The organism is Rhizobium acidisoli, from assembly GCF_002531755.2.
GTDB lineage: Bacteria > Pseudomonadota > Alphaproteobacteria > Rhizobiales > Rhizobiaceae > Rhizobium > Rhizobium acidisoli.
The window spans coordinates 3,862,181-3,887,573 of record NZ_CP034998.1; the positions used below are offsets into that span (position 1 = coordinate 3,862,181).

General features: G+C 62.9%; 28 protein-coding genes. 9 read left to right on the forward strand and 19 right to left on the reverse strand.

All coding sequences use genetic code 11. From position 1 onward, the window contains the following. Positions 1–12 precede the first annotated feature (12 nt). The 13 genes from CO657_RS18835 to sdhC form a co-directional block, all read right to left on the reverse strand. Positions 13–321, reverse strand: coding sequence for a YciI family protein (locus CO657_RS18835; RefSeq protein ID WP_054182433.1), 309 nt, complete (start codon positions 319–321; stop codon positions 13–15). Between the two features lie 16 nt (positions 322–337). Next, entirely contained in the window at positions 338–3,322 is a 2,985-nt protein-coding gene (locus CO657_RS18840; RefSeq protein ID WP_054182525.1) for a 2-oxoglutarate dehydrogenase E1 component, read from the reverse strand. Between the two features lie 170 nt (positions 3,323–3,492). After that, the gene (gene sucD, locus CO657_RS18845; RefSeq protein WP_012559209.1) at positions 3,493–4,395 is read right to left on the reverse strand and encodes a succinate--CoA ligase subunit alpha; all 903 of its coding nucleotides are present in this window, start codon (positions 4,393–4,395) and stop codon (positions 3,493–3,495) included. 13 nt (positions 4,396–4,408) lie between these two features. Further along, positions 4,409–4,900, reverse strand: a complete 492-nt coding sequence (locus tag CO657_RS18850; RefSeq protein ID WP_054182432.1) for a DUF1579 family protein — start codon at positions 4,898–4,900, stop codon at positions 4,409–4,411. An 8-nt stretch (positions 4,901–4,908) separates the two neighbouring features. Further along, positions 4,909–6,102, reverse strand: a complete 1,194-nt coding sequence (sucC, locus tag CO657_RS18855) for an ADP-forming succinate--CoA ligase subunit beta (protein WP_003589811.1) — start codon at positions 6,100–6,102, stop codon at positions 4,909–4,911. A 34-nt stretch (positions 6,103–6,136) separates the two neighbouring features. After that, on the reverse strand, positions 6,137–7,099 hold the full coding sequence (gene mdh, locus CO657_RS18860) for a malate dehydrogenase (protein WP_054182431.1): 963 nt from the start codon (positions 7,097–7,099) through the stop codon (positions 6,137–6,139). Positions 7,100–7,275: 176 nt separating this feature from the next. Further along, positions 7,276–8,439 (reverse strand): cell division protein ZapE, encoded by a 1,164-nt coding sequence (zapE, locus tag CO657_RS18865; protein WP_054182430.1) that lies wholly within the window; start codon positions 8,437–8,439, stop codon positions 7,276–7,278. Between the two features lie 80 nt (positions 8,440–8,519). Next, a complete protein-coding gene (locus CO657_RS18870; protein WP_012559213.1) occupies positions 8,520–9,032 on the reverse strand; it encodes a protease inhibitor Inh/omp19 family protein in 513 nt (170 codons plus the stop codon). A gap of 331 nt (positions 9,033–9,363) precedes the next feature. Further along, a complete protein-coding gene (locus CO657_RS18880) occupies positions 9,364–10,143 on the reverse strand; it encodes a succinate dehydrogenase iron-sulfur subunit (protein WP_049733450.1) in 780 nt (259 codons plus the stop codon). 9 nt (positions 10,144–10,152) lie between these two features. Then, positions 10,153–10,506 carry a succinate dehydrogenase gene (locus CO657_RS18885; RefSeq protein WP_245292949.1) on the reverse strand — a complete coding sequence of 118 codons (354 nt, stop codon included), beginning with the start codon at positions 10,504–10,506 and terminating at the stop codon, positions 10,153–10,155. Continuing rightward, positions 10,496–12,337 carry a succinate dehydrogenase flavoprotein subunit gene (sdhA, locus tag CO657_RS18890; RefSeq protein WP_003589807.1) on the reverse strand — a complete coding sequence of 614 codons (1,842 nt, stop codon included), beginning with the start codon at positions 12,335–12,337 and terminating at the stop codon, positions 10,496–10,498. The genes CO657_RS18885 and sdhA overlap by 11 nt, the downstream gene beginning before the upstream one ends. Positions 12,338–12,344: 7 nt before the next feature. Next, entirely contained in the window at positions 12,345–12,725 is a 381-nt protein-coding gene (sdhD, locus tag CO657_RS18895; protein WP_003589806.1) for a succinate dehydrogenase, hydrophobic membrane anchor protein, read from the reverse strand. Between the two features lie 10 nt (positions 12,726–12,735). Further along, entirely contained in the window at positions 12,736–13,131 is a 396-nt protein-coding gene (sdhC, locus tag CO657_RS18900) for a succinate dehydrogenase, cytochrome b556 subunit (RefSeq protein ID WP_003589805.1), read from the reverse strand. A gap of 312 nt (positions 13,132–13,443) precedes the next feature. Here sdhC and CO657_RS18905 point away from each other — a divergent pair, with 312 nt between their 5' ends. Continuing rightward, entirely contained in the window at positions 13,444–13,968 is a 525-nt protein-coding gene (locus CO657_RS18905; protein ID WP_054182428.1) for a hypothetical protein, read from the forward strand. On the opposite strand, the gene CO657_RS18910 is transcribed toward CO657_RS18905, so the two are convergent. Genes CO657_RS18910 through tsaD form a run of 5 tightly spaced genes read right to left on the reverse strand, consistent with a single transcriptional unit; the run spans position 13,955 to position 17,438 of the window. Beyond that, the gene (locus tag CO657_RS18910; protein ID WP_037073425.1) at positions 13,955–14,626 is read right to left on the reverse strand and encodes a class I SAM-dependent methyltransferase; all 672 of its coding nucleotides are present in this window, start codon (positions 14,624–14,626) and stop codon (positions 13,955–13,957) included. The two genes, CO657_RS18905 and CO657_RS18910, sit on opposite strands and share 14 nt — an antisense overlap. Next, positions 14,623–15,054, reverse strand: coding sequence for an EVE domain-containing protein (locus tag CO657_RS18915; protein ID WP_003589801.1), 432 nt, complete (start codon positions 15,052–15,054; stop codon positions 14,623–14,625). The genes CO657_RS18910 and CO657_RS18915 overlap by 4 nt, the downstream gene beginning before the upstream one ends. A 3-nt stretch (positions 15,055–15,057) precedes the next feature. After that, positions 15,058–15,351 (reverse strand): YciI-like protein, encoded by a 294-nt coding sequence (locus CO657_RS18920; RefSeq protein WP_054182427.1) that lies wholly within the window; start codon positions 15,349–15,351, stop codon positions 15,058–15,060. 9 nt (positions 15,352–15,360) lie between these two features. Next, on the reverse strand, positions 15,361–16,344 hold the full coding sequence (locus tag CO657_RS18925) for an NAD(P)H-dependent glycerol-3-phosphate dehydrogenase (RefSeq protein ID WP_054182426.1): 984 nt from the start codon (positions 16,342–16,344) through the stop codon (positions 15,361–15,363). After that, positions 16,341–17,438: a tRNA (adenosine(37)-N6)-threonylcarbamoyltransferase complex transferase subunit TsaD gene (tsaD, locus tag CO657_RS18930; RefSeq protein ID WP_003589797.1), complete on the reverse strand. Its 1,098-nt coding sequence runs from the start codon at positions 17,436–17,438 to the stop codon at positions 16,341–16,343. Before tsaD ends, CO657_RS18925 begins: the two co-directional genes overlap by 4 nt. Positions 17,439–17,510: 72 nt before the next feature. Here tsaD and hemC point away from each other — a divergent pair, with 72 nt between their 5' ends. The 6 genes from hemC to CO657_RS18960 all read left to right on the forward strand — a co-directional run bounded on the left by hemC (position 17,511) and on the right by CO657_RS18960 (position 23,388). Beyond that, a complete protein-coding gene (gene hemC, locus CO657_RS18935; protein ID WP_054182425.1) occupies positions 17,511–18,440 on the forward strand; it encodes a hydroxymethylbilane synthase in 930 nt (309 codons plus the stop codon). 7 nt (positions 18,441–18,447) lie between these two features. Continuing rightward, the gene (locus CO657_RS18940) at positions 18,448–19,152 is read left to right on the forward strand and encodes a uroporphyrinogen-III synthase (RefSeq protein WP_003589793.1); all 705 of its coding nucleotides are present in this window, start codon (positions 18,448–18,450) and stop codon (positions 19,150–19,152) included. Between the two features lie 68 nt (positions 19,153–19,220). Next, positions 19,221–20,528: a COG4223 family protein gene (locus CO657_RS18945; protein WP_197283873.1), complete on the forward strand. Its 1,308-nt coding sequence runs from the start codon at positions 19,221–19,223 to the stop codon at positions 20,526–20,528. Between the two features lie 4 nt (positions 20,529–20,532). Next, positions 20,533–22,143: a heme biosynthesis protein HemY gene (locus CO657_RS18950; protein ID WP_054182423.1), complete on the forward strand. Its 1,611-nt coding sequence runs from the start codon at positions 20,533–20,535 to the stop codon at positions 22,141–22,143. Positions 22,144–22,160: 17 nt separating this feature from the next. Then, the gene (locus CO657_RS18955; RefSeq protein WP_003589787.1) at positions 22,161–22,646 is read left to right on the forward strand and encodes a tellurite resistance TerB family protein; all 486 of its coding nucleotides are present in this window, start codon (positions 22,161–22,163) and stop codon (positions 22,644–22,646) included. Then, positions 22,615–23,388, forward strand: a complete 774-nt coding sequence (locus tag CO657_RS18960; protein WP_054182422.1) for a glutamine amidotransferase — start codon at positions 22,615–22,617, stop codon at positions 23,386–23,388. Before CO657_RS18955 ends, CO657_RS18960 begins: the two co-directional genes overlap by 32 nt. 21 nt (positions 23,389–23,409) lie before the next feature. On the opposite strand, the gene CO657_RS18965 is transcribed toward CO657_RS18960, so the two are convergent. Then, complete coding sequence (locus tag CO657_RS18965; RefSeq protein ID WP_054182421.1) at positions 23,410–24,645, reverse strand: MFS transporter; 1,236 nt, start codon at positions 24,643–24,645, stop codon at positions 23,410–23,412. Positions 24,646–24,753: 108 nt separating this feature from the next. On the opposite strand from CO657_RS18965, the gene CO657_RS18970 reads away from it, so the two are divergent. After that, the gene (locus CO657_RS18970; RefSeq protein ID WP_054182420.1) at positions 24,754–25,083 is read left to right on the forward strand and encodes a YggT family protein; all 330 of its coding nucleotides are present in this window, start codon (positions 24,754–24,756) and stop codon (positions 25,081–25,083) included. Then, a complete protein-coding gene (locus CO657_RS18975; RefSeq protein ID WP_054182419.1) occupies positions 25,080–25,391 on the forward strand; it encodes a DUF167 domain-containing protein in 312 nt (103 codons plus the stop codon). Before CO657_RS18970 ends, CO657_RS18975 begins: the two co-directional genes overlap by 4 nt. The last annotated feature ends 2 nt before the right edge of the window (positions 25,392–25,393 follow it).

Below are 25,393 nucleotides of genomic sequence, written 5' to 3' on the forward strand. Positions count from 1 at the left end.
GTTTTAAGCGTTTCAGACGGCGGGCGGCCGCAAGATGATCGAGGGCATCGGCAGGATATCGAAACGGAAACCGAAACCGGAAGCGATGATCGGGTCGCCGTCGGCAAGAGCCTGCGCCGCCGCCTGATCCTCGACTTCGACGATCGCCATGCCGAAGGCGCCTTCCCCCTCGAAGACGGGGCCGACGACGATCGCCGATCCCGCAAGGGCGTGCCGGTGCCAGTATTCGACATGGCGCTTCATCGCCGCCATTTCCTCTCCGGTCCCGTCATGCGGGAAAGTGGGGCGCGGCGGCAGCAGTCTCAGAAAGAAATAAGCCATTGCGCCCCCCCTTGTATTAGCCGCCCAGTGCATCCTCGAGGAATGCGGCGAGCTGCGACAGATGCTTGGACATCAGGCCCGTCGCCGGCGAGGCGGCGGCCGGACGGCCGGTATAACGGACGCGCTGGTATTTTGCATCGATATGGGCGAGTACCCATTCGAGGAAGGGATCGATGAACGACCATGCGCCCATGTTCTTCGGCTCTTCCTGGCACCAGACCATCTCGGCATTGCGGAAGCGCGACAGCTCGTTGATCAGCGCCTTTGCCGGGAACGGATAGAGCTGCTCGACACGCAGGAGATAGATGTCGTCGATGCCGCGCTTTTCACGCTCTTCGAGAAGGTCGTAATAGACCTTGCCGGAGCACATGACGACACGGCGGATCTTGTTGTCCTTCTGCAGCTTGATCGGGCCGTCCTTGATCACCTCGGCATCGTCCCAGAGCAGGCGATGGAAGGCGGACTCGCCGGCCATTTCGGCAAGCGTCGAGACCGCCCGCTTGTGGCGCAGCAGCGACTTCGGCGTCATCAGGATCAGCGGCTTGCGGAAGTCGCGCTTCAGCTGCCGGCGCAGGATGTGGAAGTAGTTCGCCGGCGTCGTGACGTTGGCGACCTGCATGTTGTCCTCGGCGCAAAGCTGCAGGAAACGCTCGAGGCGGGCCGAGGAGTGTTCCGGACCCTGGCCCTCATAGCCATGCGGCAGCAGGCAGACGAGGCCCGACATGCGCAGCCATTTGCGTTCGCCCGACGAGATGAACTGGTCGAACACCACCTGCGCGCCGTTGGCGAAATCGCCGAACTGCGCTTCCCAGAGCGTCAGCGCATTCGGGCGGGCCAGCGAATAGCCATATTCGAAACCGAGCACGGCCTCTTCCGAAAGCATCGAATTGATGACTTCGTAGCGCCCCTGCGTCGGCGAAAGATTGGCGAGCGGAATGTAGCGTTCCTCGGTTTCCTGATCGTAGAGAACCGAGTGGCGCTGCGAGAAGGTGCCGCGTTCACAATCCTGACCGGACAGGCGGATCTTGCTGCCTTCGACGCAGAGCGCCCCGAAGGAGAGAGCTTCGGCCATCGCCCAGTCGATACCCTCGCCGGTGGCGATCATATTGGCGCGGTTTTCCATGAAGCGCTGGATCGTGCGGTGCGCATTGAAACCCGCCGGGATCTCAGACAGCTTGCGGCCGATCTCCTTCAGCGTCTTCATCGGCACGGCGGTCTTGCCGCGGCGCTGCTCGTCGGCATTGTCGGCCGCGCGCAGGCCCGACCACTCGCCATCCAGCCAGTCGGCCTTATTAGGCTTGTAGTGCTGGCCGGCCTCGAACTCCTGCTCGAGATGGGCGCGCCAGTCGGCCTTCATCTTCTCGACTTCGCCTTCGGTGAGCAATCCCTCGGCGACGAGGCGGGCCGCATAGAGCTGCAGCACGGTCTTGTGGCCGCGGATCACCTTGTACATCTTCGGCTGCGTGAAGGACGGTTCGTCGCCTTCATTGTGGCCGTAGCGGCGGTAGCAGAACAGGTCGACCACGACGGGCTTGTGGAACTTCATGCGGAATTCGGTCGCGACCTTGGCCGCATAGACCACCGCTTCCGGATCGTCGCCGTTGACGTGGAAGATCGGCGCCTCGATCATCTTGGCGACGTCGGACGGATAGGGCGACGAACGCGAGAAGGCCGGGTTCGTGGTGAAACCGATCTGGTTGTTGATGATGACGTGCATGGTGCCGGCGACGCGGTGGCCGCGCAGGCCGGAAAGGCCGAGGATTTCGGCAATGACGCCCTGGCCGGCAAAAGCTGCGTCGCCGTGGATCAGCAGCGGCAGAACCTTGGCGCGTTCGGAAAGCGGAATGATGTCGCCGTCCCAGACGGTAGCATTCATGTCCTGCTTGGCGCGGACCTTGCCCATGACGACAGGGTCGACGATTTCCAGATGCGAGGGGTTTGCGGTCAGCGACACATGCACCTTGTTGCCGTCGAATTCGCGGTCGGAAGAGGCGCCGAGATGGTACTTGACGTCGCCCGAACCTTCGACTTCGTCGGGTGCGTAGGAGCCGCCCTTGAACTCGTGGAAGATCGCCCGGTGCGGCTTGCCCATGACCTGGGACAGCACGTTGAGGCGGCCGCGATGGGCCATGCCGAAGACGGCTTCCTTGAGGCCGAGGTGGCCGCCGCGCTTGAGGATCTGCTCCAAAGCCGGAATCAGCGACTCGCCGCCGTCGAGGCCGAAACGCTTGGTGCCCTTGAACTTGACGTCGAGGAACTGCTCGTAGCCTTCGGCTTCGACCAGCTTGGCGAGGATCGCCTTCTTGCCTTCAGCCGAGAAGGCGACACCCTTGTCCGGGCCTTCGATGCGCTCCTGGATCCAGGCTTTCTCTTCCGGATTGGAGATATGCATGAATTCGACGCCGAGCGTCGAGCAGTAGGTGCGCTCGAGGATATCGATCATCTCGCGGATGGACGCGTATTCCAGGCCGAGCACGTTGTCGATGAAGATCCTGCGATCGTAATCGGCTGATGTGAAGCCGTAATTCTCAGGAGACAGTTCGCGATAGTCGTCGACGGAAGCGGCGATGCCGAGCGGGTCGAGCTTGGCATGCAGGTGGCCGCGCATGCGGTAGGCGCGGATCATCATGATGGCGCGCACGGAATCGCGCGTCGCCTGCAGCACGTCGGCGCCGTCGGCGGGCTTGCCCTGCGCTTCGGCCTTGGCCTTGACCTTGGTTTCGATGACCTTCTCGACGATGCCCCAATCGCCATCGAGAGCCGACACCAGATCGCCGCCGGCGACCAGCGGCCAGTTCTTCTTGCGCCAGGAAGCCCCCTTGGCCGCCCTCTTCACATCGCTGGGATCTTCCTCCAGCGCCTTGAAGAAGGTCCGCCACTGATCGTCGACCGATGCCGGGTCCTCTTCGTACCGCGCATGAAGCTGCTCGATATAGGCAGCGTTGGCGCCATCCAGAAACGAGGTGATCTGAAACTGCTCGTTGGCTTCTTGCCGTGCCATGGTGATATGCGGACGCTTCCGTCCGCCTCCTGACTTTGATGATTTTGCCGGCGCGATCGCCGACTGCCGCATTCCGATTGCCGCCTGTCCGCGGCGCATCTGCATGTCTCGTGCCGTCAGACCGGGCGGAAGGCTGAGATGCCGTTCCTCCGCCCGGGTATTAAGTTGGCTTAGCCCTTGAGGACTTCAACCAGCGTCTTGCCGAGGCGGGCCGGAGACGGCGACACCTTGATTCCTGCCGATTCCATCGCCGCGATCTTCGATTCCGCGTCGCCCTTGCCGCCGGAAACCACAGCACCGGCATGGCCCATGGTGCGGCCCTTCGGTGCGGTACGGCCGGCGATGAAGCCGGCCATCGGCTTCTTGCGGCCCTTCTTGGCCTCGTCCTTGAGGAACTGCGCCGCGTCTTCCTCAGCCGAGCCGCCGATTTCGCCGATCATGATGATGGAGGTCGTGGCTTCATCGGCCAGGAACATTTCCAGCACGTCGATGAACTCGGTGCCCTTGACCGGGTCGCCGCCGATGCCGACGGCCGTCGTCTGTCCGAGGCCTTCATTGGAGGTCTGGAACACGGCTTCATAGGTCAGCGTGCCCGAGCGGGACACGATGCCGACCGAACCCTTGCGGAAGATCGAGCCCGGCATGATGCCGATCTTGCATTCTTCCGGCGTCAGGATGCCCGGGCAGTTCGGGCCGAGCAGCCGCGACTTGGAGCGGTCGAGGCGAGCCTTGACGCGCACCATGTCCATGACCGGGATGCCCTCGGTGATGCAGGTGATGAACGGGATCTCGGCGTCGATCGCCTCGATGATCGCATCGGCAGCACCGGCCGGCGGAACATAGATGACCGTCGCGTCGGCGCCGGTCTTTTCCTTGCCCTCGGCAACGGTTGCGAAGATCGGCAGGCTTTCGCCCTTGGCGCCGGACCAGGTTTCGCCGCCCTTCTTCGGGTGGATACCGCCGACCATCTGCGTGCCGTAGTAGGCAAGCGCCTGTTCGGTGTGGAACGTGCCGGTCTTGCCGGTCAGACCCTGCACGAGGATCTTGGTGTCTTTATTGACGAGAATAGACATGCGAGGCCTTTGTCTAGGAGAGGTTGGAAGACGTGGGGGACGAGCGACGATAGATGCCGCTGACGACCTCCTGCCAAGTATCGCTGCCTGCAGGCGAAAAGCTGACGCCCATCCGGTAGCAGTCTTCATTTTCAAATGTGAATGTAGTGCGCTGTCTGCCGCGCGGCGAAGCCTTCATCAGCACGAGTTCCTTGCCGTTCCATTCGCCGGAAGCTGGCGAGGGCGGCGCAAAACCCGCACTGTCGAACTGGTACAGCTTGTAGGTCTGATCCGAAGCATCGAAGCCGAAGACATTGCGGGCCTCGAACGAAACAGCCCCATCGCGCGTCTGCCGATAGCACTGCTCAAGGAAGAAGCCACCGAACAGCACCTCGCCGGAAAGTCTGGCATTGGCCTTACCTTCAGTCGTCCACGCCGACCCTGCGACACGCTCCTCCCCTTCCCATACGCCGGAAAAGGCGTTGAGGCGGATATGAGCAGCAGATGGCGTGGACTGGAAGGCCATGATCGCTCTCAGCCGTTGATCGCCGCGACGATCTTCTTGGCCGCATCGTCCAAGTCGTCAGCCGCCGTGATCGCCAGACCCGACTCGTTCAGGATCTTCTTGCCGAGCTCGACATTGGTGCCTTCAAGGCGCACGACGAGCGGAACCTTGAGACCGACTTCCTTGACCGCGGCAATGACGCCCTCGGCGATGACATCGCACTTCATGATGCCGCCGAAGATGTTGACGAGAATGCCTTCGACCTTGGGGTCCGCGGTGATGATCTTGAAAGCCGCAGCAACCTTCTCCTTGCCGGCGCCGCCGCCGACGTCGCAGAAGTTAGCCGGCTCCTTGCCGTAGAGCTTGATGATATCCATCGTCGCCATGGCAAGCCCGGCGCCGTTGACCATGCAGCCGATATTGCCGTCGAGCGCAACATAGGCGAGGTCCCACTTCGAGGCCTCGATTTCCTTGGCGTCTTCTTCGGTTTCGTCGCGCAGCGTCTTGACGTCGTCGTGACGGAAGAGCGCATTGCCGTCGAAGGACATCTTGGCGTCGAGAACCCGCAGGTGACCGTCCTTCATGACGATCAGCGGATTGACCTCGAGCAGCGCCATGTCCTTTTCGTTGAAGGCCTTGTAGAGCGCCGGGAAGAGCGACTTCGCATCTTCGGCGGCCGCACCGTCGAGCTGCAGAGCCTTGGAGATCGCAGCCACGTCGGCAGCCGTCACGCCGGCTTCCGGATCGATGGCGATTGTCTGGATCTTCTCCGGCGTGTCATGGGCGACAGCCTCGATGTCCATGCCGCCTTCTGTGGAAACCACGAAAGCCACGCGGCCGACCGAACGGTCGACAAGGATCGAGCAATAGAGCTCGCGAGCGATGTCGGCGCCATCTTCGATGTAGAGACGGTTGACCTGCTTGCCGGCGTCGCCGGTCTGTGCCGTCACCAGCGTATGCCCAAGCATTTCCTTGGCGTGGGCAACCACTTCGTCGATCGACTTGGCGAGACGCACGCCGCCCTTGGCATCGGGGCCCAGTTCCTTGAACTTGCCCTTGCCGCGGCCGCCGGCATGGATCTGGCTCTTGACCACGTAAAGCGGACCGGGAAGCGATTTGGCGGCAGCCGCGGCCTCTTCGACCTTGAGAATAGCCACACCCTCGGCAACCGGCGCGCCATAGCCCTTCAGTAGAGCCTTGGCTTGATATTCATGAATGTTCATGGGTCTATCCCTGTTTGGATTAGTTCAGCGCCAATTACTTGAGGGCAGGCGCGATATTGATGCAGGCTTCGCAGAGACCGGCGACGGCGCCGACGGACTTGTCGAAGGCTTCCTTCTCGGTCTTGTTGAGATCGATCTCGATGATGCGCTCGACACCGCCGGCGCCGATGACGGTGGGAACGCCGACATACATGTCCTTGACGCCGTACTGGCCGCTCAGGTGAGCCGCGCAGGGCAGAACGCGCTTCTTGTCCTTGAGGTAGGATTCGGCCATCTCGATCGCCGAGGCGGCCGGCGCGTAATAGGCCGAGCCGGTCTTCAGCAGGCCGACGATTTCGGCGCCGCCGTCACGCGTGCGCTGGATGATCTCTTCGAGGCGCTCCTTGGTGACCCAGCCCATGGTGACGAGGTCGGTGAGCGGAATGCCGCCGACCGTCGAGTAGCGGGCGAGCGGCACCATCGTGTCGCCGTGGCCGCCGAGCACGAAGGCGGTGACGTCCTGGACGGAGACGTTGAATTCCTTGGCGAGGAAAAGACGGAAGCGCGAGGAGTCGAGAACGCCGGCCATGCCGACGACCTTGTTGGCCGGAAGGCCGGAAAACTTCTGCAGCGCCCAGACCATGGCGTCGAGCGGGTTGGTGATGCAGATCACGAAAGCGTCCGGGGCATATTTCTTGATGCCGGCGCCGACCTGCTCCATGACCTTGAGGTTGATGCCGAGAAGATCGTCGCGGCTCATGCCGGGCTTGCGGGCAACGCCGGCGGTGACGATGCAGACGTCAGCGCCTTCGATCGCGGAATAGTCGCTGGCGCCTGTCAGGTTGACGTCGAAGCCTTCGACCGGCGAAGACTGGGAGATATCGAGACCCTTGCCCTGGGGAATGCCGTCCGCAATGTCGAAGAGGACGATGTCGCCCAGTTCCTTCAGGCCGGCGAGGTGCGCCAGCGTGCCACCAATCATGCCAGAACCAATGAGTGCGATCTTGTTACGCGCCATTTCGCTGTTTCCTTTGCGATCAAATTCGGTGAACGACGCGTCGAGGCACCGCCCAATGACGCAATCGCATAGACCGAAAGCCTAAAAATGGCAATCCATTATTTTTGATGCAGCATTTTCAATCGTTTAGATACAAAAATTCTTACGTAAACGTAAGATATTCTGTCACCGAATTGTTACTCGGCGGCGCGCTTTTCATGGTGCAGCGCAAGATATTCGGCACTGCGCATCTCAAACAGCCGGGATGCCGTGCGGTCGAATTCAAACCCCTCGGTGCCCCGGCGGTGCAGCAAAAGTTCCTCCGGCATCGCCGCCGCGGAAATGTAGAGCCGCACGGCATGGTCGTAGAATGTATCGACCATAATGATGAAGCGTTTGATCTGGTTCCGTTTTTCCGGCCCGAGCAAGGGAACGTGATCGAGGAAGACCGTGTCGAAGCGCTCGGCGATCGCCAGGAAGTCGACCGCCCCAAGCGGCTTGTCGCACAGATCGGTGAAGGAAAACCGCGCCATGCGCTCGACGGCGAGCGGCACGTGGATGTGGCGCCCCTTCATCGGAATATCCAGCGGCTGCGCCTTGCGCCCGTGCAGCGCCTGCGTCCAGGACGCATCCATCGCCATGTCGTTATGGTCGTTGATCGGCACCAGATAGACCGGCTGGCTGCTCAGCTTCTCCATCCGGTAATCGGTCGGCGAATCCAGGGTGACGACGTCGACATGCTGCTTGAGAAGGGCGACGAAGGGCAGGAAGAGGCCGCGGTTCAGGCCATCCGGGTAGAGATTGTCGGGCTCGACATTCGATGTCGCGACCAGCACGCACCCGCGCGCGAAAAGCTCGGAGAACAGCCGCGACAGGATCATTGCATCGGCGATATCGGTGACCGTGAATTCGTCGAAGCAGAGCAGTTCCGCTTCCTCGTAGAGCGCGGCGGCAACCGGCGGCATCGGGTCGGCCTGCTTCGTCTCGCCGTTCTTGAGCTTCAGCCGGTGCGCTGCGATGCGGTTGTGCACATCCGCCATGAATTCGTGGAAATGCGCCCGCCGCTTCTTCTTGGAGGGCGCCATCGAGAAGAACATGTCCATCAGCATGGTCTTGCCGCGTCCGACGCTGCCGTGGATATAAAGCCCTTTGATGCCGGCGGCGGATTTCTTCTTGGCGGCAAACAGCCAGCCAAGCGCGCTCGATTTTGCCGCCGGCCGTTGCTGCTTCAGCCCGGCAAGCACCCGATCCAGGCTTTTGGCCACATCCATCTGGGCGGAATCGACCTGCAGCGCACCGGAAAGCGTCAGCGATTTAAGCTGTTCGCAGACGCTGAGCGCATAATCTGGCATTGGCTGCATGAGGGCATATCCGCCTGTCAGTCATCGGCGGGGCCCGCCGGATCGTTACCGCGCCGGCACTTTTACCGCGCCGGTACTTGTTACCGGCTGAGGCTGATCTGCTGGCCCGTGCTGGTCTGGCCCTCGAAGCGGTTGTCGGCCGTCTTGTAAACGCTGCCGAGCTGATTGCCCGAGCGGTCCTTGAGCAGCACCTGCTTGCCGGCAACCTCCCAGGAGCCCATCGCCGTCAGCTCGCCGACGCAGCCACGTGTGCCGCCGCGCGAACCGCTGCCGAGATTGGTGAGCGTCAGGAACATGTCGCAGCTGCCATTGACGCGCCAGCTTCCGACCATCGATTCCTTGGTGACATCGAGCGCATTCGCAGCCATGGCGCCGGACTGCGCGCCCGGCATCGGTGCCGTCGATGCCGGCGCCGCGGGGAACTGCGAGTTGTTGACCGGCGGAAGCTGCCCACCCTGAACCGAGGGAACCGGCTGCGCCGTCAACGGCGCCGGCCCGGCATTCGGGCTGGAGTTGTAATCATATGCCGTACGCTGACAACCGGCTAGAGCGAGAGCCACCACCAGACCTGTCATCGCATATCGCAACTGCATCATCATACTCCTGATTTCGGCTAGCGCCGCAGAGAAACGGGCGTGAGACAAGTCCGATTATCGTAACTCGCTTTGGTTAATCAAGTCGGACGGCATAAATTGCCCGTGACAACAACTAACCGAAAAACGATACAGTTCAACTGTCCCGCTGCAAAACTTCCTGCACATAGAATTTGTCAGCAAGGTGTTGGGCGTGCTGATCTCTATCCGGATCCCGGTCGAACTCCCGCAATGTCTGAAAATACCGCTTCAACGCGCGCCGCCCGACCTCACCTGCGAAACGGCTTCTGGATCGAAGCCGTCTATTCCGCCATCGGCATGCATGTGTTGATCAGACCCGGCGCTCGACCATCATCTTCTTGATCTCGGCGATTGCCTTGGCCGGGTTGAGGCCCTTCGGGCAGGTCTGCGCGCAATTCATGATCGTGTGGCAGCGATACAGGCGGAACGGGTCCTCAAGATTGTCGAGACGTTCGCCGGTTGCCTCGTCTCTGGAATCGATCAGCCAGCGATAGGCCTGCAGCAGGACGGCCGGACCAAGATAGCGGTCGCCGTTCCACCAATAGCTCGGACAGGAGGTCGAGCAGCAGGCGCAGAGGATGCATTCGTAAAGGCCGTCGAGCTTCTGCCGGTCCTCATGGCTCTGCTTCCACTCCTTGGCGGGCGCCGGCGACACCGTCTTCAGCCAGGGCTCGATCGAGCGATGCTGGGCGTAGAAATTGGTGAGATCCGGCACCAGATCCTTGACGACGGGCAAATGCGGCAGCGGATAGATCTTCACCGCGCCGGTTATATCGTCGAGGCCCTTGGTGCAGGCGAGCGTGTTCGTGCCGTCGATATTCATCGCGCAGGAGCCGCAGATGCCCTCGCGACAGGAGCGGCGCAGCGTCAGCGTCGGGTCGATCTTGTTCTTGATATAGAGCAGGCCGTCGAGCACCATCGGGCCGCAATCGTCGACATCGATGTAGAACGTATCGATCGACGGGTTCTGCCCGTCATCCGGGCTCCAGCGGTAGACGCGGAATTCGCGGGTGTTCGTCGCACCCGCCGGCTTCGGCCAGACCTTGCCTTCGCGCATCTGAGAATTCTTGGGAAGAGCGAGTTCAACCATAGTAAGATCCTAGTTTGCCGACAGGAATTCTGTCTTCACATAACCCTTGCAACCACCGAACGCAGCGTTGCTGGCGCGAACGAAGGCCACTTCACCAGAACGTTCCAAAACTTCTGCTTTAGTCCCGGGCTTGACGATGCAAGCAAGGTTTTTGGACATGAACTGGTTGCCGGCAACCAGGGAATTGTGGGCGGCTGCAGCCGCTTTGGCCGAATTCCACACCCCGACGTCGTTGCTGACGGCGGCACCGACGCCACCCGGAGCCCGCAACTTGTAGCGATCGGCCGCCGAGACAGAGAACGACACCGTCAAGGTAACCGCGACAATTGAAAGAAAGACAGCGTTTCTCATCTTAATAGACACGCGCTTTCGGCTCGATCTTGTGCGGGTCGATGCCTTCCGCGATCAGGTCGGTGTGAACGGGCCGGTAATCGAGTTTGACGTCGCCTGCCTCGCTGACCCAGGCAAGCGTATGCTTGCGCCAGTTGACGTCGTCGCGGCCGGCAAATGCGCCCTCGGTATAGTCCTCGCGGGCATGCGAACCGCGGCTCTCCTTGCGGGCCTCGGCGCCGTAGATCGTCGTGATGGCGTTGGCCATCAGGTTCTGCAGCTCCAGCGTCTCGACAAGATCCGAGTTCCAGATCATCGAGCGGTCTGTAACCTTGATATCACGCATTTCCTGCCAGATCGCCGAGATGCGCCGGCAGCCGGATTCCAGCGATTCCTGCGTGCGAAAGACGGCGGCGTCTTCCTGCATGGCGCGCTGCATCTTCTCGCGCAGTTCCGCCGTCGGGGTGCTACCGCTGGCGTGACGCAGGCCGTCGAAGCGGTCCATGATCTTGTCGCAGGCCGAGACATTCAGATGCGGGATCGGCGCTGCGCGGTCGATGACTTCGCCGGCGCGGATCGCAGCGGCCCGGCCGAAGACCACGAGGTCGATCAGCGAGTTGGAGCCGAGGCGGTTGGCGCCGTGCACCGAGGCGCAGCCGGCTTCACCCACGGCCATCAGGCCTGGGATGATCCGTTCCGGATTGGCGCCGTCGGCGTTCAGCACTTCGCCCCAATAATTCGTCGGAATGCCGCCCATATTGTAATGAACGGTCGGCAGAACCGGGATCGGCTCGCGGGTGACGTCGACGCCGGCGAAGATCTTGGCGCTCTCGGAAATGCCCGGCAGCCGCTCGTGCAGCACCGCCGGATCGAGATGGTCGAGATGCAGGAAGATGTGGTCCTTGTTCTTGCCGACGCCGCGGCCTTCGCGGATCTCCAGCGTCATGCAGCGCGAAACGACGTCACGCGAAGCAAGGTCCTTGGCCGACGGCGCGTAACGCTCCATGAAGCGCTCGCCCTCGGAGTTGACGAGGTAGCCGCCTTCGCCGCGCGCGCCTTCGGTGATCAGACAGCCCGAACCATAGATGCCGGTCGGGTGGAACTGGACGAATTCCATGTCCTGCAGCGGCAGGCCGGCGCGCGCCACCATGCCGCCACCGTCGCCGGTGCAGGTGTGGGCTGAGGTTGCCGAGAAATAGGCGCGGCCGTAGCCGCCGGTCGCCAGCACCACCATCTTGGCGGCGAAGCGATGGATCGTGCCGTCGTCGAGGCACCAGGCGACGACGCCGGTGCAGCGGCTGCCGTCTTCCGACATGATCAGATCGAGCGCGAAATACTCGATGAAGAATTCGGCGTTGTGGCGCAGCGACTGGCCGTAAAGCGTGTGCAGGATGGCGTGGCCGGTGCGGTCGGCAACGGCGCAGGTGCGCTGCACCGGCGGGCCTTCGCCGTAATTCTGCATATGGCCGCCGAACGGGCGCTGGTAGATCTTGCCTTCCTCGTTGCGCGAGAAAGGCACACCGTAATGCTCGAGCTCATAGACCGCCTTCGGCGCTTCCATGGTGAGATATTGCATGGCGTCGACGTCGCCGAGCCAGTCGGAGCCCTTGACGGTGTCGTAGAGATGCCACTGCCAGCTGTCGGGCGTCATGTTGCGCAGCGAGGCGGCAATGCCGCCTTGCGCGGCCACCGTATGCGAGCGGGTCGGGAATACCTTGGTGATGCAGGCCGTGCGAAAACCCTGCTCGGCCATGCCCAGCGTGGCGCGCAAGCCGGCGCCGCCGGCGCCGACAACGATCACGTCGTAGGAATGATCGACATATTTGTAGGCCTTGCCGTTCTGGGCGGGTGAAGTCGGTGCCATATCGAGCTTATCCTACGAATGCGATTTTCAGAATGGCGAAGAGACAGAGGCCGGCGATCAGGATCGCAAAGAAGGTGTTCAGCATTAAGAGAGCGATCTTGCCGAACTCGCCGTGCACGTAATCCTCGATGATCACCTGCATGCCGAGCTTCATGTGGATGACTCCTGATATCACCATCAGCCCCATGACGACCGCGACGAAAGGGTTCGACAGCGCACGCACCACATCCGCATAGGGTGCGCCGGCATAGGTGATCAAGAAGAAGAGAAAGAAAAGGATGAGCGGAACATTGGCGACGGCCGTCAGACGCTGGCGCCAGAAATGGTCCGTGCCGTCCTTGGCGGAGCCGAGCCCGCGAACCTTGCCGAGGGGGGTGCGCATATCCATGAGAGGACCTTCAGAAGCGAATGAGGAAGCCGATCACCCAGACCAGCACGGTCAGACAGAGCGACCCGATGATGTTGGCGATGGCGAGCTTGGTCGAGAATTCCTTCCCGAAGCCGTAGCCGAGGTCCCACATGAAGTGGCGGAAGCCGCCGAGCATATGGTGCAGCAGCGCCCAGGTATAGCCGAGCAGCACGAGCTTGCCGAGGAGGCTGCCGAGCACCCAGTTGGCCCAGTCGTAGGAGCCCTGGCCGCTTGCCGCCGCGATCAGCCACCAGGCGACGAGCATCGTCCCGACATAGAGCGCGCCACCGGTAATGCGGTGGACGATGGACATGACCATGGTGGGAATAGGTTTGTAAATTTGCAAATGCGGCGACAGGGGCCGGTTATTTGTCACGTTCGCCATCAGAACCTCGCGGCGGCTTCTCTGCGCTCCCGGATTTCGGAGCATGCTCAGTCAACCACACGATGACGTATTCTCTGTGTGCGTTGCATCAATTGCGACGTTTAATCACCGGAAACGCCGACGACAAGCACAATCGCTGTCTTGCCTTAATTTAATCGATTGGGGTTACCACGAAATTTGCAGGCTAACGAAACTGGTGTTTTCGGCTCAATAATTGGGCCGTTCTCGTCAGCCGCATGGACAAGCTGCCGCTTTTGGCGCAATCTGGCGTTAACGATTTGTTAACGATCGGAATCCCGGAGGCCGGCGTCCATGTTTCGCAGTCTATGCGCAGTCACCCTGCTTGCGCTCGCCGCGCTTGCAGCACTGCCTGCCACCGCCGGCGAGCGCCGTGTTGATCATCGCTTCAGCGACCGTCGCTTTCCCGATCAACGCTTCCCCGATCAACGCTTCCTTGCCCTTCACAACGGATTGTTTCTCGGCGAACGGGTAAACTGGCGCGATCGCGGCATCCGTTTCGACAACAGCTATGGCCGCCGGCACGGCAGAGAGCGGATGCCGTTCTTGAAGCAGTTTTCGTCGGCGGCAACAGATCGCGTCGCTCGCGGCGGCCTGATCATCATCGCACCCCAGCCGCCGGGTGGCGACAGCGGCGACACCTATGCCGGCTCTTATGCCTATCAGGTCGACGGCGGGACTTATGTCGGCGGCAATGGATACGGATATTATCCAGCGCCACGGCCCGAGCCGCAGGCCCCGAAGGCGAAGGTCATCGACGTCGCCGTGCAGGACGACCCCTGCACCTACGAGGCTAATGTCTGCGTCATCCGGCCTTAGAACAGGATGAGCCGGGACCGAACCGCCACACTGTCGTCTTCTTGATTTCGCTGTCTTCGAGCGCCCGCGTCACCGGCACCTCGTAAACCGCGCAGAATTCCAGCCGATCCCGAGGCAGGTAGCTGCGGCCGGGATCGCCGACCAGCACCGGCATACCCTCCTCCGCCAACCTCGAGAACCAGGGAATGAGCGCGTCGGCAAACGCGCGGTCGTAGAAGACGTCGCCGGCAAGCACGATATCCGCATCGACGGGTTTGCCGATCAGATCGGCGCCGGCAAACCCGAGCGCAACGCCATTGGCCTCGGCATTCAGCCGGATCGCGCTCTCCGTCCAGGGATCGATATCGGCGGCCGTCACCTCAAGGGCGCCGGCCATCGCAGCCGCTATGCCGACGAGGCCGGAGCCGCTGGCGAAATCCAGCACGCGCCGGCCGTGCACCATCTCCGGATGATCGAGGATGTAGCGCGCCAGTCCCTGGCCGCCCGCCCAGGCAAAAGCCCAGAAGGGCGGCGGCAGGCCGATCGCCTCCAGCTCCTCCTCCGTCTTCAGCCAGAGTTCATGCGCTTCGCTGGCCAGATGGAGAGAGATCTCCGGCACATGCGGCGGCGCCATCACGCTGGTATTGGCGCGGATAAAGGCTTCCGGATCGGTTTTCAACGCGGCGGATTGTCCAGCCCGCCCATGCGGCAGACTTCGGCCCATTCGTCATCCGTTACCGGCTGCACGGAAAGGCGCATGGAGGTGACGAGCGACATCTTGGCGAGCTTTTCGCTCGCCTTGACGTCCTTCAGCGTCACCGGCTTCGGCATGTCCATGACCGCGCGAATGTGGACGCAATCCCACTTCGGATCGCCCTTGGCGGTGGAATCGGGCTGCGACAGGGCTGAGACTTCGACAATGCCGACGATCTCCAGCCCGTCGTTGGAATGGTAGAAGAAGCCCTTGTCGCCGAGCTGCATCGCCCGCATATTGTTGCGCGCCAGATAGTTGCGAACGCCGGTCCATTCCGTGCCCTTTTCGCCGGCGGCTTTCTGCTGCTCCCAGGACCAGGAGGCAGGTTCCGATTTATAGAGCCAGTGCGCCATGCCTCACGCCTCCGGCTTGTTGAAGACCCAGTTGTAGGCCTTGACGTCGACGCTTTCGAACAAGCCGGCCTTGGCATAAGGATCGGCATCGGTAAGCGCCCGCGCCGCCTCCTTCGTCTCCGCTTCGACGATAATCAGGCTGCCGCAGGCCTTGCCCTCATCATCGAGAAACGGGCCGGCGATCTTCAGCGTGCCCTCGGCGTTCAGCCCGTTCAGATACTCAAGATGCGTCGGCCTGGTTTCCATGCGCACATTCAGATGGCCCGGCTTGTCCTTGCAGAGAAGGGCGAAAAGCATGTCTGTCTCCTATTCGGTGGTAATGGGGCGCGTCATCAGCTGTTCGATCGCTTCTGCTATATCGAGCCTGCCGTCGATGATGGCGGAAACGGCGTCGGTGATCGGCATACTGACTGCAAGCTCTGCGGCAAGCCGCGAGGCGACGGAGGCGGCAAGCGCACCTTCCACCAGCGCGCCCTGCAGCGGATCGACCTTTTCGCCGCGTCCGAGCGCGATGCCGAAGCGCAGGTTGCGCGATTGATGGCTGGTTGCCGTCAGCACCAGATCGCCGAGACCGGAAAGCCCGCGCACCGTATCGGCCTGGCCGCCCTTGGCGACGACGAAACGCGACATTTCCGCAAGCCCGCGCGCAATCAGCGCCGCACGGGCGGAATCGCCGATGCCGCCGCCTTCGACAATGCCGCAGGCGATCGCCAGCACATTCTTCAATGCGCCGCCGAGCTGCACGCCGATGCGGTCGCTGGAGGCATAAAGCCGGAAGGTCCGGCCTGATATCGCCTGGGCGAGCCGCTCGGCGACCTCCATATCATCAGCCGCAATCGCCATCGCCGTCGGCAGGCCCTTGGCGATATCGGCGGCAAAACCCGGGCCGGAAAGCACGGCGACGGAATGGTCCGGCAGTTCCCGTTCCAGCATGTCGGTCAAAAGATTGCCGGTCGCCCGCTCGATGCCCTTGGCGCAGGTGACGACAATAGCATCCTTTGAAAGATAGAGGCCGTACTGCCGGGCGGCATCGGCCTGCGCCTGCGACGGCATGGCAAAAAGCACGATGGAGGCGCCGGCGATCGCCTCCGGCTCGGCGGCAAATTCCAGCGTATCGGGCAGGTATATGCCGGGCAGTGCTGCATCATGCAGCCGTTCGGCCTTCAGATCTGAAATCAGCGACGGATTGCGCCCGACAAGCGTCACCGCGCTGCGGCCGGCAAGGGCGATGACGGCGGCGAGCGCCGTTCCGAAAGCTCCCGATCCGATGACGGCGATGTTTTCGCTCATGCCTTGGCCCCCCTCTTGCCGAAACCGATCAGCGTTTCCGCATTGGAATCGAGCGGCCAGCGCGAACGCGGCTGGACGTCGAGCGGATCCGGCGCAGCGCCCGTCGCCATACGCTCAAGTCCCGCCCAGGCGATCATCACCGCATTGTCGGTGCAGAGGTGCAGCGGCGGTGCGATGAAGCGGAAGCCGTTTTTATCGCAGAGCGCCTGCAGCGTGCCGCGCAGTTCGAGATTGGCGGCAACACCGCCGGCAACGACGAGGGCCGGCTTCTCATCGGTCGCGGCAAATTCCGTCTTGAACCGCTGCAGGCCGCGGCCAATGCGGTCCTTCAGCGTCCGCGAAATCGCTTTCTGGAACGAGGCGCAGATATCGGCCACGTCCTGATCGCTGATCGGCGCGATATCCTGTGCCGCCTGCCGCACCGCCGTCTTCAGGCCGGAGAAGGAGAAGTCCAGCCGCGCCTCGCCGACCAGCGGCCGCGGAAACGCGAAGCGATCGGGATTGCCGTCCCGCGCCATCCGTTCCACCGCCGGGCCGCCGGGGTAGGGCAGACCGAGCAGCTTTGCCGTCTTGTCGAAAGCCTCGCCGAGCGCATCGTCGATCGTCGTGCCCCAGCGCTGATACTCGCCGACGCCGCGCACCAGGATCAGCTGGGTATGGCCGCCGGAAACGAGCAGCATCAGATAGGGAAAGGCAAGCCCGTCGGTCAGCCGCGCCGTCAGCGCATGGCCTTCGAGATGGTTGACCGCATAGAGCGGTTTGCCGGCGGCCCTCGCGATCGCCTTGCCGGTCATCAACCCCACCAGCAGGCCGCCGATCAACCCCGGCCCGGACGTCGCGGCGATGGCGTCGACCTCATCAAGCGACACATTGGCGCGGTTCAGCGCCTCCTCGATCAGCTCGTCCAGCGCCTCGACATGGGCGCGTGCCGCGATCTCCGGCACCACGCCGCCATAGGCGCTATGCTCGTCGAGCTGGGACAGCACCACATCGGAGAGCACTCTGGCATTTCCCTCCGCATCGCGCTCGACGACGGCGGCCGCGGTCTCGTCGCAGCTCGTTTCGATGCCAAGGATACGCAGAAAGGGAACCATGAGGCCTGTTCGTTGATTGCGATGGGATGGAAACCCGTTTACGAGAACTCCGGTAACAACGGAACTGAGCGGATGCAAACAAAACCTTTCCGGATCGGCACGCGGGGCAGCCCGCTGGCGCTTGCCCAGGCGCATGAGGCCCGCGACAGGCTGATGGCGGCGCATCATCTGCCCGAAGAGATGTTCGAGATCGTCGTGCTGTCGACCAAGGGCGATCGCATCACCGACCGGTCGCTGGCTGAGATCGGCGGCAAGGGCCTCTTCACCGAGGAGCTCGAACAGCAGCTTGTATCCGGCGAGCTGGATTTCGCCGTGCACTCCGCCAAGGACATGCCGACGAAGCTGCCCGACGGGCTCCATCTCTCCGCCTATCTGCCGCGCGAGGATATCCGCGACGCCGTCATCGGCCGCACCGCGCCCAAACTGATCGACCTGCCGCATGGCGCCACCGTCGGCTCCTCGTCGCTGCGCCGCCAGGCACTGATCCGCCGCATGCGGCCCGATATCAATGTCGTGACCTTCCGCGGCCTGGTGGAAACGCGCCTGCGCAAGCTCGAAGAAGGCCAGGTCGACGCCACCTTGCTGGCCCTTGCCGGCCTGAAACGGCTGGGCAAGGTCGAGGTTCTCACAGATATTCTCGACCCCGACACCTTCCCGCCGGCGCCGGCGCAGGCGGCGATCTGCCTCGAAAGCCGCATCGGCGATACTCAGATCGACGATCTGCTGGCACCGGTCAACGATGCCGCGACCTTCGACACCGTCTCCTGCGAACGCGCCTTCCTCGCCGCGCTGGACGGCTCCTGCCGCACGCCGATCGGCGGTTATGCCGTCTGCGAAGGCGATCTGATCCGCTTCTCCGGCCTCATCATCACCCCCGACGGCCGCAGCCAGCATGCGGTGACGACCGACGGCCACCGCCGCGATGCGGCCGCACTCGGCACCCGCGCCGGGCAGGACGTGCGCGCAAGGGCCGGCAGCGCCTTTTTCGACGACTGGCAGTGACGCGGCCATGCGCGTGCTCGTCACCCGCCCCGCGCATTCGGCTGAAAAAACCGCACAACGTCTGCGCGACATGGGCCACGAGCCGCTGCTGCTGCCGTTGCGCCAGCCGGTGCACGACAGCACTGCCGCCGCGGCCGCGCTTGCAAGAACCAGCGGCGCGATCGCCGTGACCAGCGCCGAAGCCGTCAGGGTCCTCTCTGCTCTCGGTGAGCAACTTCATCCGCATCTTGCCCGCCCGCTTTTCGCGGTCGGTGAGACGACAGCGGAGGCAGCGCGCACCCTCGGCTTCCGTTCGGTTGCTTCATCTAACGGCAATGGCAGCGATCTGGCCGAGCTCGTCGGCGCGCACATAGAGGACTTGCTCTACCTTGCCGGCACGCCGCGTGCGGAAACCTTCGAAGCAGGATTGCGTGAGCTCGGCATCCGCTTTTCCGTCGCTGAATGTTATCGCATGCAGCCGATTGCCCCCGGCCCGGCCGAGATCGAAGCGATTTTTGCCGGCGGGCGGCTGGACGCGGTTCTCTTCTACTCCCGGCAGACGGCCGAGGATTTTTTTGGCGTGACGGAACTTCGCTTGGCCCTGTCGGAGCAAAGCGGAATCCGCCTTCTCTGCCTCAGCGAGGCGGTGGCGCAAGCCATCCCGGCGGCTTTGAAAAAAAATGCGGCGATTGCGCCGATGCCGGATGAGAAAAGTCTTTTGTCGCTGCTTTGAATGCTTTAGCCGCCCAAATTTGATCTAACCTCTTCCCTTAATTGGCATCACTGTCTAGTTTCGTTGCAATGCAGGATAAAGAGGACCTCATGGTATCGGGAAACCCGCCACGCCATTCGAAGAGCGCCGACGAGCCGGTCACGATCGACCTCGAAGCACAGGATTTCGCCTCTGCAGCCGATACCGAAAAGCCGGTTGAGAAGGATGTCGGCAGCGTCGACAACAGCGCCGCCGATGCCGGCGTGACGCCCGAAACCGAGGCTGCGCCGCAGTTCGAACAGGCACGTGCCGAGCAGGAGCAAACCGAACACGAACCAGCCGAACACGAGGACCAGCCTGCAACGGACGCACCGGAGGAGGAGCCGGCAGCCCCGGGGCCCGCCTTCGCGCCGCCTCCCGAACAGCCGCGGCGCGCCGCCACCTCCGGTCTCATCGCCGCCGGCATCTTCGGCGGCCTGGTGGCGCTGCTTGGCGCCGGCGCCATTCAATATGCCGGCTATCTCCCGGGTTCCTCCGCGCCGCAGGCGACATCGCCTGACATCGCCGATCTTTCCGGCGAGATCGATGGCCTGAAACAGACCGTCGCCAATCTTGCCGCCAATCCGGCGAGTACAGATGACGGTGCGCTTGAAAAGCGCATCGCCGCGCTGGAAACGACAGCCAAGGCGCCAGCGGCCGCCGCACCGGCCGATTCGGCAAATGTCGAGGCACTCAACCAGAAGATTGCCGAGCTGACCGGCCAGGTCGACCAGCTGCGTGCCACCCTGGCCCAGTCTTCCGAGCAGCAGACGACGAGCGGCGCCGATATCGCCAAGCGTCTCGACGAGGCCGAAAAGAAGCTGAACGAGCCGCGAGAGGATGTCGCCGTCGCCCGGGCGATCGCGGCGGCCGCCCTCAAGGCGGCGATTGATCGCGGCGGGCCGTTCCTGGCCGAACTCGATACTTTCGCCGGCGTCGCCCCCGACGATCCCGCCGTTGCCGACCTCCGAGCCTTTGCCGAAACCGGCATTCCCTCGCGCGCCGAACTCATGCGTCAGGTTCCCGATGTCGCCACCGCGATCGTCGAAGCCGTCAACCAGCCGGATCCGAACGAGAGCTGGTCGGACCGGTTGATGTCGAGCGCCAAGTCGCTGGTATCGGTCCGTCCCGTCGGCAATATCGAGGGCGACAGCGTCGAAGCTATCGCCGCCCGCATGGAGGACAAGGTGAAGAGCGGCGATCTGCCGGCTGCTTCCGCCGAATGGAACAACCTGCCGGCTCCCGGCAAGCAGGCGTCCGCCGCCTTCAAACAATCGCTCGAAGCGCGTATCCGCGTCGAGGAACTGGTCGGAGGGGCGCTGTCGAAAGCGGTTTCCGGCACCGGCAAGGAGGGATGAGACCATGCTGATCCGCCTTGTAGCCTTCGCCCTCTTCGTGCTGCTTCTCGCCTATGGCTTCTCCTGGCTCGCCGATCGTCCCGGCGACCTCTCGCTGATCTGGGAGGGCCAGATCTACCAGACGAAACTGATCGTCGCCGCCAGCGCGATCATCGCTCTCATCGCCGCCGTGATGATCGCCTGGTGGTTCGTCCGCCTGGTCTGGACCTCGCCGCATTCGGTGACGCGGTATTTCCGTGCCCGCAAGCGAGACCGCGGTTATCAGGCGCTGTCGACCGGCCTGATCGCCGCCGGCGCCGGCAATGCGGCTCTCGCCCGCAAGATGGCCGCCCGCTCGCGCGGCCTCATCCGCGCCGATCAGGAGCCGCTGATCAGCCTGCTCGAGGCCCAGGCCGCTCTAATCGAAGGCCGCTACGATGAGGCGCGCGCCAAGTTCGAGGCCATGGCCAACGATCCCGAGACACGCGAACTCGGTCTGCGCGGCCTCTATCTGGAGGCCCGCCGGCTCGGCGCCAACGAGGCCGCCCGGCAATATGCCGAGAAGGCTGCCGACAATGCGCCTTATCTGCCCTGGGCCGCACAGGCGACCCTCGAATATCGCAGCCAGGCCGGCCGCTGGGACGATGCGATCCGCCTGCTCGAACAGCAAAAGGCCGCCCGTGTCGTCGAAAAGGCCGACGCCAACCGTCTGCACGCGGTCCTGTTGACGGCGCGCGCCGGCGAGAAGCTGGAAGGCAACCCGACCGGCGCCCGCGACGACGCGCAACAGGCGCTGAAGCTCGCCGCCGATTTCATTCCGGCAGCCCTCATTGCCGCAAAGGCGCTGTTTCGCGAAGGCGGGGTGCGCAAGGCCGCCTCGATCCTCGAACAGGCCTGGAAATCGGCGCCGCATCCCGAGATCGGCCAGGCCTTTGTCCGGGCCCGCAGCGGCGATTCCACGCTCGACCGGCTGAAGCGCGCCGAACGGCTTGAGGGGCTGCGCCCGAACAACGTCGAATCCCTTCTCGTCGTCGCCCAGGCCGCACTCGACGCGCAGGAATTCGCCAAGGCCCGCGCCAAGGCGGAAGCGGCCGCCCGCATGCAGCCGCGTGAAGCCGCCTTCCTGCTTTTGGCCGACATCGAGGAAGCCGAGACCGGAGATCAGGGCCGCGTGCGCCACTGGCTGGCCCAGGCGCTGAAAGCCCCGCGCGATCCGGCCTGGGTGGCGGATGGTTTCGTGTCGGACAAATGGCTGCCGGTATCACCGGTAACCGGCCGCCTCGACGCCTTCGAATGGAAGGCGCCCTTCGGCCAGATCGAGGGTCCGCTCGAAGACGGCTCAGTGCCGCCCATCGAAACCGCTCTGAAGACCTTGCCGCCGCTGCGCGACGTCAGGCCGGAAAGCCCGGTCAATGACCATCGGATCATCGAACTGGAACGCGCCGCGACGATCGCCGAGGCTGTGCGCCCGACGCCGGCGCCGGCGCCGGCAAAATCGAAGCCCGTCGAACCCGCCAGCGGCAAAGCGCCTGCACCGGGCGAAGCGAAACCTTTCTTTGGCGGCCTGCCGGATGATCCCGGCGTTCGCGACCCCAGGGTGGACCCGGAACCCAAGACGCGGCTCCGCCTTTTCTGAAATGGAACGAAAACCGCATGTTCGAACGCTTTCAGGCATTCTTCCAGAAGCTCACCGCCGACCACCCCAAGAAAGGTTTTGCCCCTGATGATCCGCGCATCGCAGTGGCCGCCCTCTGTATGCAGGTCATGGAAGCCGACGGTCAGATCAAGGCCAGCGAGAAGAAGCGGCTGCGCAAGCTGTTGAAGGAGCAATATGCGCTCGACGGCAAGCAGCTGGATGCCCTGATGGCGGCCGGCCTCGAGGCCGAAAGCACTGCCGTCGATTATTATCGCTTCACCGCCGACCTCAAACGCCACCTCAATACCGAGCAACGGCTGGAACTGATCGGCATTCTCTGGGACATCGTCTATGCCGATGGCGAACGCAGCGAAATGGAGGACCATGTGATCTGGCGTATCGCCGATCTGCTCGGCGTCTCCTCGCGCGAGCGCATCCAGAAGCGGCAGGAGGCGGCCGCCAGGGTGACGGATGTTCGGGTTGCGCAAGATGATAGCGACTGAGCAAAAGTCGAACCGCGACGGGCGCCCGATCCTCATCGTCCTGCATCAGGAACGGTCGAGCCCCGGCCGTGTCGGCCAATTGCTCGTCGAAAAGGGCTATCGCCTCGATATTCGACGCCCGGTTCTCGGCGAACCGCTGCCGACGACGCTTAAAGAGCATGCCGGCGCCGTCGTCTTCGGCGGGCCGATGAGCGCCAATGATCCCGACGACTTCGTCAAGAAAGAGATCGGCTGGATCGACATTCCCTTGCGGGAAAAACGCCCCTATCTCGGTATCTGCCTCGGCGCGCAGATGCTGGTGCGTCATCTCGGCGGCAAGGTCCAGTCGAATGCCGACGGCTCGACGGAGATCGGCTGGTATCCGCTGCACCCGACCGAGAAGGGCCGCCTGCTGATGCATTGGCCGAAGATGGTCTATCATTTCCACCGCGAAGGCTTCGACCTGCCGCACGGCGCCGATCTGCTGGCCGAAGGCGATACCTATCCGAACCAGGCCTTCCGCTATGACGGCAACGCCTGGGGCCTGCAGTTCCATGCCGAACTGACCCGGGTGATGATGCATCGCTGGGTGGTGCATGGCGCGCACCGCTTCATCCTGCCAAACGCCCAGCAGGGCCGCGAGCATCTCGAAGGCCGCATGCTGTTCGACGCGCCGCTGAAAGCCTGGCTGACCGAATTCCTCGATATCGTCTTCGAGGGCAAACCGGCGAAAGCCGCCTCTTCGATCACACTTCCCGCGTAGAGAACGCGTATCCGCGCTATCTCACGTGCTGGGCGCGTCGAGCGTATCGATCCTGCGCAATTTGGGAAAACTCGAAGCCCAGATCGCCGCCACCGCCAAAGTCCCTATTCCGCCGATAACGACCGCCGGCACCGCGCCGAAGATCGATGCCATGGTGCCCGCCCTGAATTCGCCGAGTTCGTTCGAAGCGCCGACGAAGACCATGTTGACCGCATTGACGCGGCCGCGCAGCTGATCCGGCGTCCAGAGCGCAATCAGGCTCTCGCGCACATAGACCGACACCATGTCGGCCGCCCCCATCAGCGCAAGTGCGGCGATCGAGACTTCGGTGTTGGTCGACATGCCGAAGACGATGGTTCCCAGGCCGAACAGGGCAACACCGATGAACATGTAAACGCCGGCGCGGTGTTTGAGCGGATAGGCGGCAAGGAAGATCGCCATGACGATGGCGCCGAGCCCCGGTGCCGCGCGCAGCAGGCCAAGCCCCCAGGGGCCGAGCGTCAGGATATCGCGGGCGAAGATCGGCATCAGTGCCGTCGCGCCGCCGAGCAGCACGGCAAACAGATCGAGCGAGATCGCCCCGAGCACCACCTTTTCGGCGCGGATGAAACTGAAGCCGCCGAGGATCATCGCCCAGCTCTTGGCCTCGCCCGTCGTCTTCTGTTCCGGCTTCGGGATCATGTACAGAAGGGCCGCGCCGAGGATGGAAAAGATCACCGCCACCGTATAGGCGGTCGTCGCGCTGACGCCGTAGAGCAGGCCGCCGATCACCGGCCCGGTGATCGCCGCGAGCTGCCAGGACGACGAATTCCAGGCGATCGCATTCGACAGCGCATGCTCCGGCACGAGATTGGGCGCGAGAGACTGCACCGCCGGCGACATGAAGGCGCGTTCGATGCCGAAGATCAGAAGCACGGCGAAAACCGGCAGGGGCGTGAAGGTCACCATGACAGTCATGACCAGCAGCGCCAGTGTGCAGAGCGCGCTGACCAGCGAGCAGAGTGCCGCAATTGCCCGGCGATTATACCGGTCGGCCACCGAACCGGTGACCAGCATGAGCAGCAGCGACGGCAGGAACTGCACGAGACCGATCAGCCCGAGATAGATCGCCTTGCCCGTCTGGTCGTACATCTGCCAGCCGACGGCGACGCTGACGATCTGCTGCGAGAAGGACAGCAGGAAGCGCGCGAAAAAGAACCGCGTGTAGGACGAATGCCGGAACGCGGCAAAACGGTCTCCGGTGGGCGAAAACGACATGGAGTTTTCCGAGGAGACGGGCGCGGGAATAGCTGCAAGGCCGCCCGTTAAACATGATTCACCGCGCGTTCCCACACGGCACTTGCTCGTTTAGTCGCCAATGTCTACATGTCTGTCAACAACGAATTGGAGATGACGATGTATGCGCTGTTCGCAACCATTGATTTAGCTTTGCAAATTTATATTTGGATTTTGGTTGCCAGCGCTATTTTCTCGTGGCTCTTCGCATTCAACGTCATCAATTCCAACAACCAGTTCGTCAATCAGGTCGGCATGTTCCTGTACAATGTAACCGAGCCTGTTCTACGTCCGATCCGCCGCCTACTGCCCAATCTCGGGGGGATCGATATTTCGCCGATCATTCTGCTGCTGATCATCTTTTTCATTCGCATGCTTCTCGCGACCACCGTCGCGCCGCTTTTTGGCGTCCGCATGTGAACCGTCCCTGGAAGAAATCCGACGATCATGTCCGCCTCGCCATACGGCTGACGCCGAATGGCGGGCGTGACGCGATCGACGGCGCCAAAACCGACGGCGAAGGCGAGGCCTATCTAAAGACGCGCGTCACGACTGTGCCCGAGAAAGGCAAGGCCAACAAGGCTCTCATCCTGCTGATCGCCAAATCCCTCGGTATCGCCAAGTCTTCCGTCAGCCTCGTCTCCGGCGATACCGCACGCAAAAAAATCCTCCGGATCGACGGTGACCCGGAGGATTTGGGAAAAAAGCTCGAAACGCTTTTAGGCTGAAT

What these genes read in the sequence shown, in the direction of transcription:
- CO657_RS18835 (WP_054182433.1), bottom strand. Translation starts at nt 321, where the DNA reads ATGGCTTATTTCTTTCTGAGACTGCTGCCGCCGCGCCCCACTTTCCCG.
- CO657_RS18840 (WP_054182525.1), bottom strand. Translation starts at nt 3,322, where the DNA reads ATGGCACGGCAAGAAGCCAACGAGCAGTTTCAGATCACCTCGTTTCTG.
- sucD (WP_012559209.1), bottom strand. Translation starts at nt 4,395, where the DNA reads ATGTCTATTCTCGTCAATAAAGACACCAAGATCCTCGTGCAGGGTCTG.
- CO657_RS18850 (WP_054182432.1), bottom strand. Translation starts at nt 4,900, where the DNA reads ATGGCCTTCCAGTCCACGCCATCTGCTGCTCATATCCGCCTCAACGCC.
- sucC (WP_003589811.1), bottom strand. Translation starts at nt 6,102, where the DNA reads ATGAACATTCATGAATATCAAGCCAAGGCTCTACTGAAGGGCTATGGC.
- mdh (WP_054182431.1), bottom strand. Translation starts at nt 7,099, where the DNA reads ATGGCGCGTAACAAGATCGCACTCATTGGTTCTGGCATGATTGGTGGC.
- zapE (WP_054182430.1), bottom strand. Translation starts at nt 8,439, where the DNA reads ATGCAGCCAATGCCAGATTATGCGCTCAGCGTCTGCGAACAGCTTAAA.
- CO657_RS18870 (WP_012559213.1), bottom strand. Translation starts at nt 9,032, where the DNA reads ATGCAGTTGCGATATGCGATGACAGGTCTGGTGGTGGCTCTCGCTCTA.
- CO657_RS18880 (WP_049733450.1), bottom strand. Translation starts at nt 10,143, where the DNA reads ATGGTTGAACTCGCTCTTCCCAAGAATTCTCAGATGCGCGAAGGCAAG.
- sdhA (WP_003589807.1), bottom strand. Translation starts at nt 12,337, where the DNA reads ATGGCACCGACTTCACCCGCCCAGAACGGCAAGGCCTACAAATATGTC.
- sdhD (WP_003589806.1), bottom strand. Translation starts at nt 12,725, where the DNA reads ATGGATATGCGCACCCCCCTCGGCAAGGTTCGCGGGCTCGGCTCCGCC.
- sdhC (WP_003589805.1), bottom strand. Translation starts at nt 13,131, where the DNA reads ATGGCGAACGTGACAAATAACCGGCCCCTGTCGCCGCATTTGCAAATT.
- CO657_RS18905 (WP_054182428.1), top strand. Translation starts at nt 13,444, where the DNA reads ATGTTTCGCAGTCTATGCGCAGTCACCCTGCTTGCGCTCGCCGCGCTT.
- CO657_RS18915 (WP_003589801.1), bottom strand. Translation starts at nt 15,054, where the DNA reads ATGGCGCACTGGCTCTATAAATCGGAACCTGCCTCCTGGTCCTGGGAG.
- CO657_RS18920 (WP_054182427.1), bottom strand. Translation starts at nt 15,351, where the DNA reads ATGCTTTTCGCCCTTCTCTGCAAGGACAAGCCGGGCCATCTGAATGTG.
- CO657_RS18925 (WP_054182426.1), bottom strand. Translation starts at nt 16,344, where the DNA reads ATGAGCGAAAACATCGCCGTCATCGGATCGGGAGCTTTCGGAACGGCG.
- tsaD (WP_003589797.1), bottom strand. Translation starts at nt 17,438, where the DNA reads ATGGTTCCCTTTCTGCGTATCCTTGGCATCGAAACGAGCTGCGACGAG.
- hemC (WP_054182425.1), top strand. Translation starts at nt 17,511, where the DNA reads ATGCAAACAAAACCTTTCCGGATCGGCACGCGGGGCAGCCCGCTGGCG.
- CO657_RS18940 (WP_003589793.1), top strand. Translation starts at nt 18,448, where the DNA reads ATGCGCGTGCTCGTCACCCGCCCCGCGCATTCGGCTGAAAAAACCGCA.
- CO657_RS18945 (WP_197283873.1), top strand. Translation starts at nt 19,221, where the DNA reads ATGCAGGATAAAGAGGACCTCATGGTATCGGGAAACCCGCCACGCCAT.
- CO657_RS18950 (WP_054182423.1), top strand. Translation starts at nt 20,533, where the DNA reads ATGCTGATCCGCCTTGTAGCCTTCGCCCTCTTCGTGCTGCTTCTCGCC.
- CO657_RS18955 (WP_003589787.1), top strand. Translation starts at nt 22,161, where the DNA reads ATGTTCGAACGCTTTCAGGCATTCTTCCAGAAGCTCACCGCCGACCAC.
- CO657_RS18960 (WP_054182422.1), top strand. Translation starts at nt 22,615, where the DNA reads ATGTTCGGGTTGCGCAAGATGATAGCGACTGAGCAAAAGTCGAACCGC.
- CO657_RS18965 (WP_054182421.1), bottom strand. Translation starts at nt 24,645, where the DNA reads ATGTCGTTTTCGCCCACCGGAGACCGTTTTGCCGCGTTCCGGCATTCG.
- CO657_RS18970 (WP_054182420.1), top strand. Translation starts at nt 24,754, where the DNA reads ATGTCTGTCAACAACGAATTGGAGATGACGATGTATGCGCTGTTCGCA.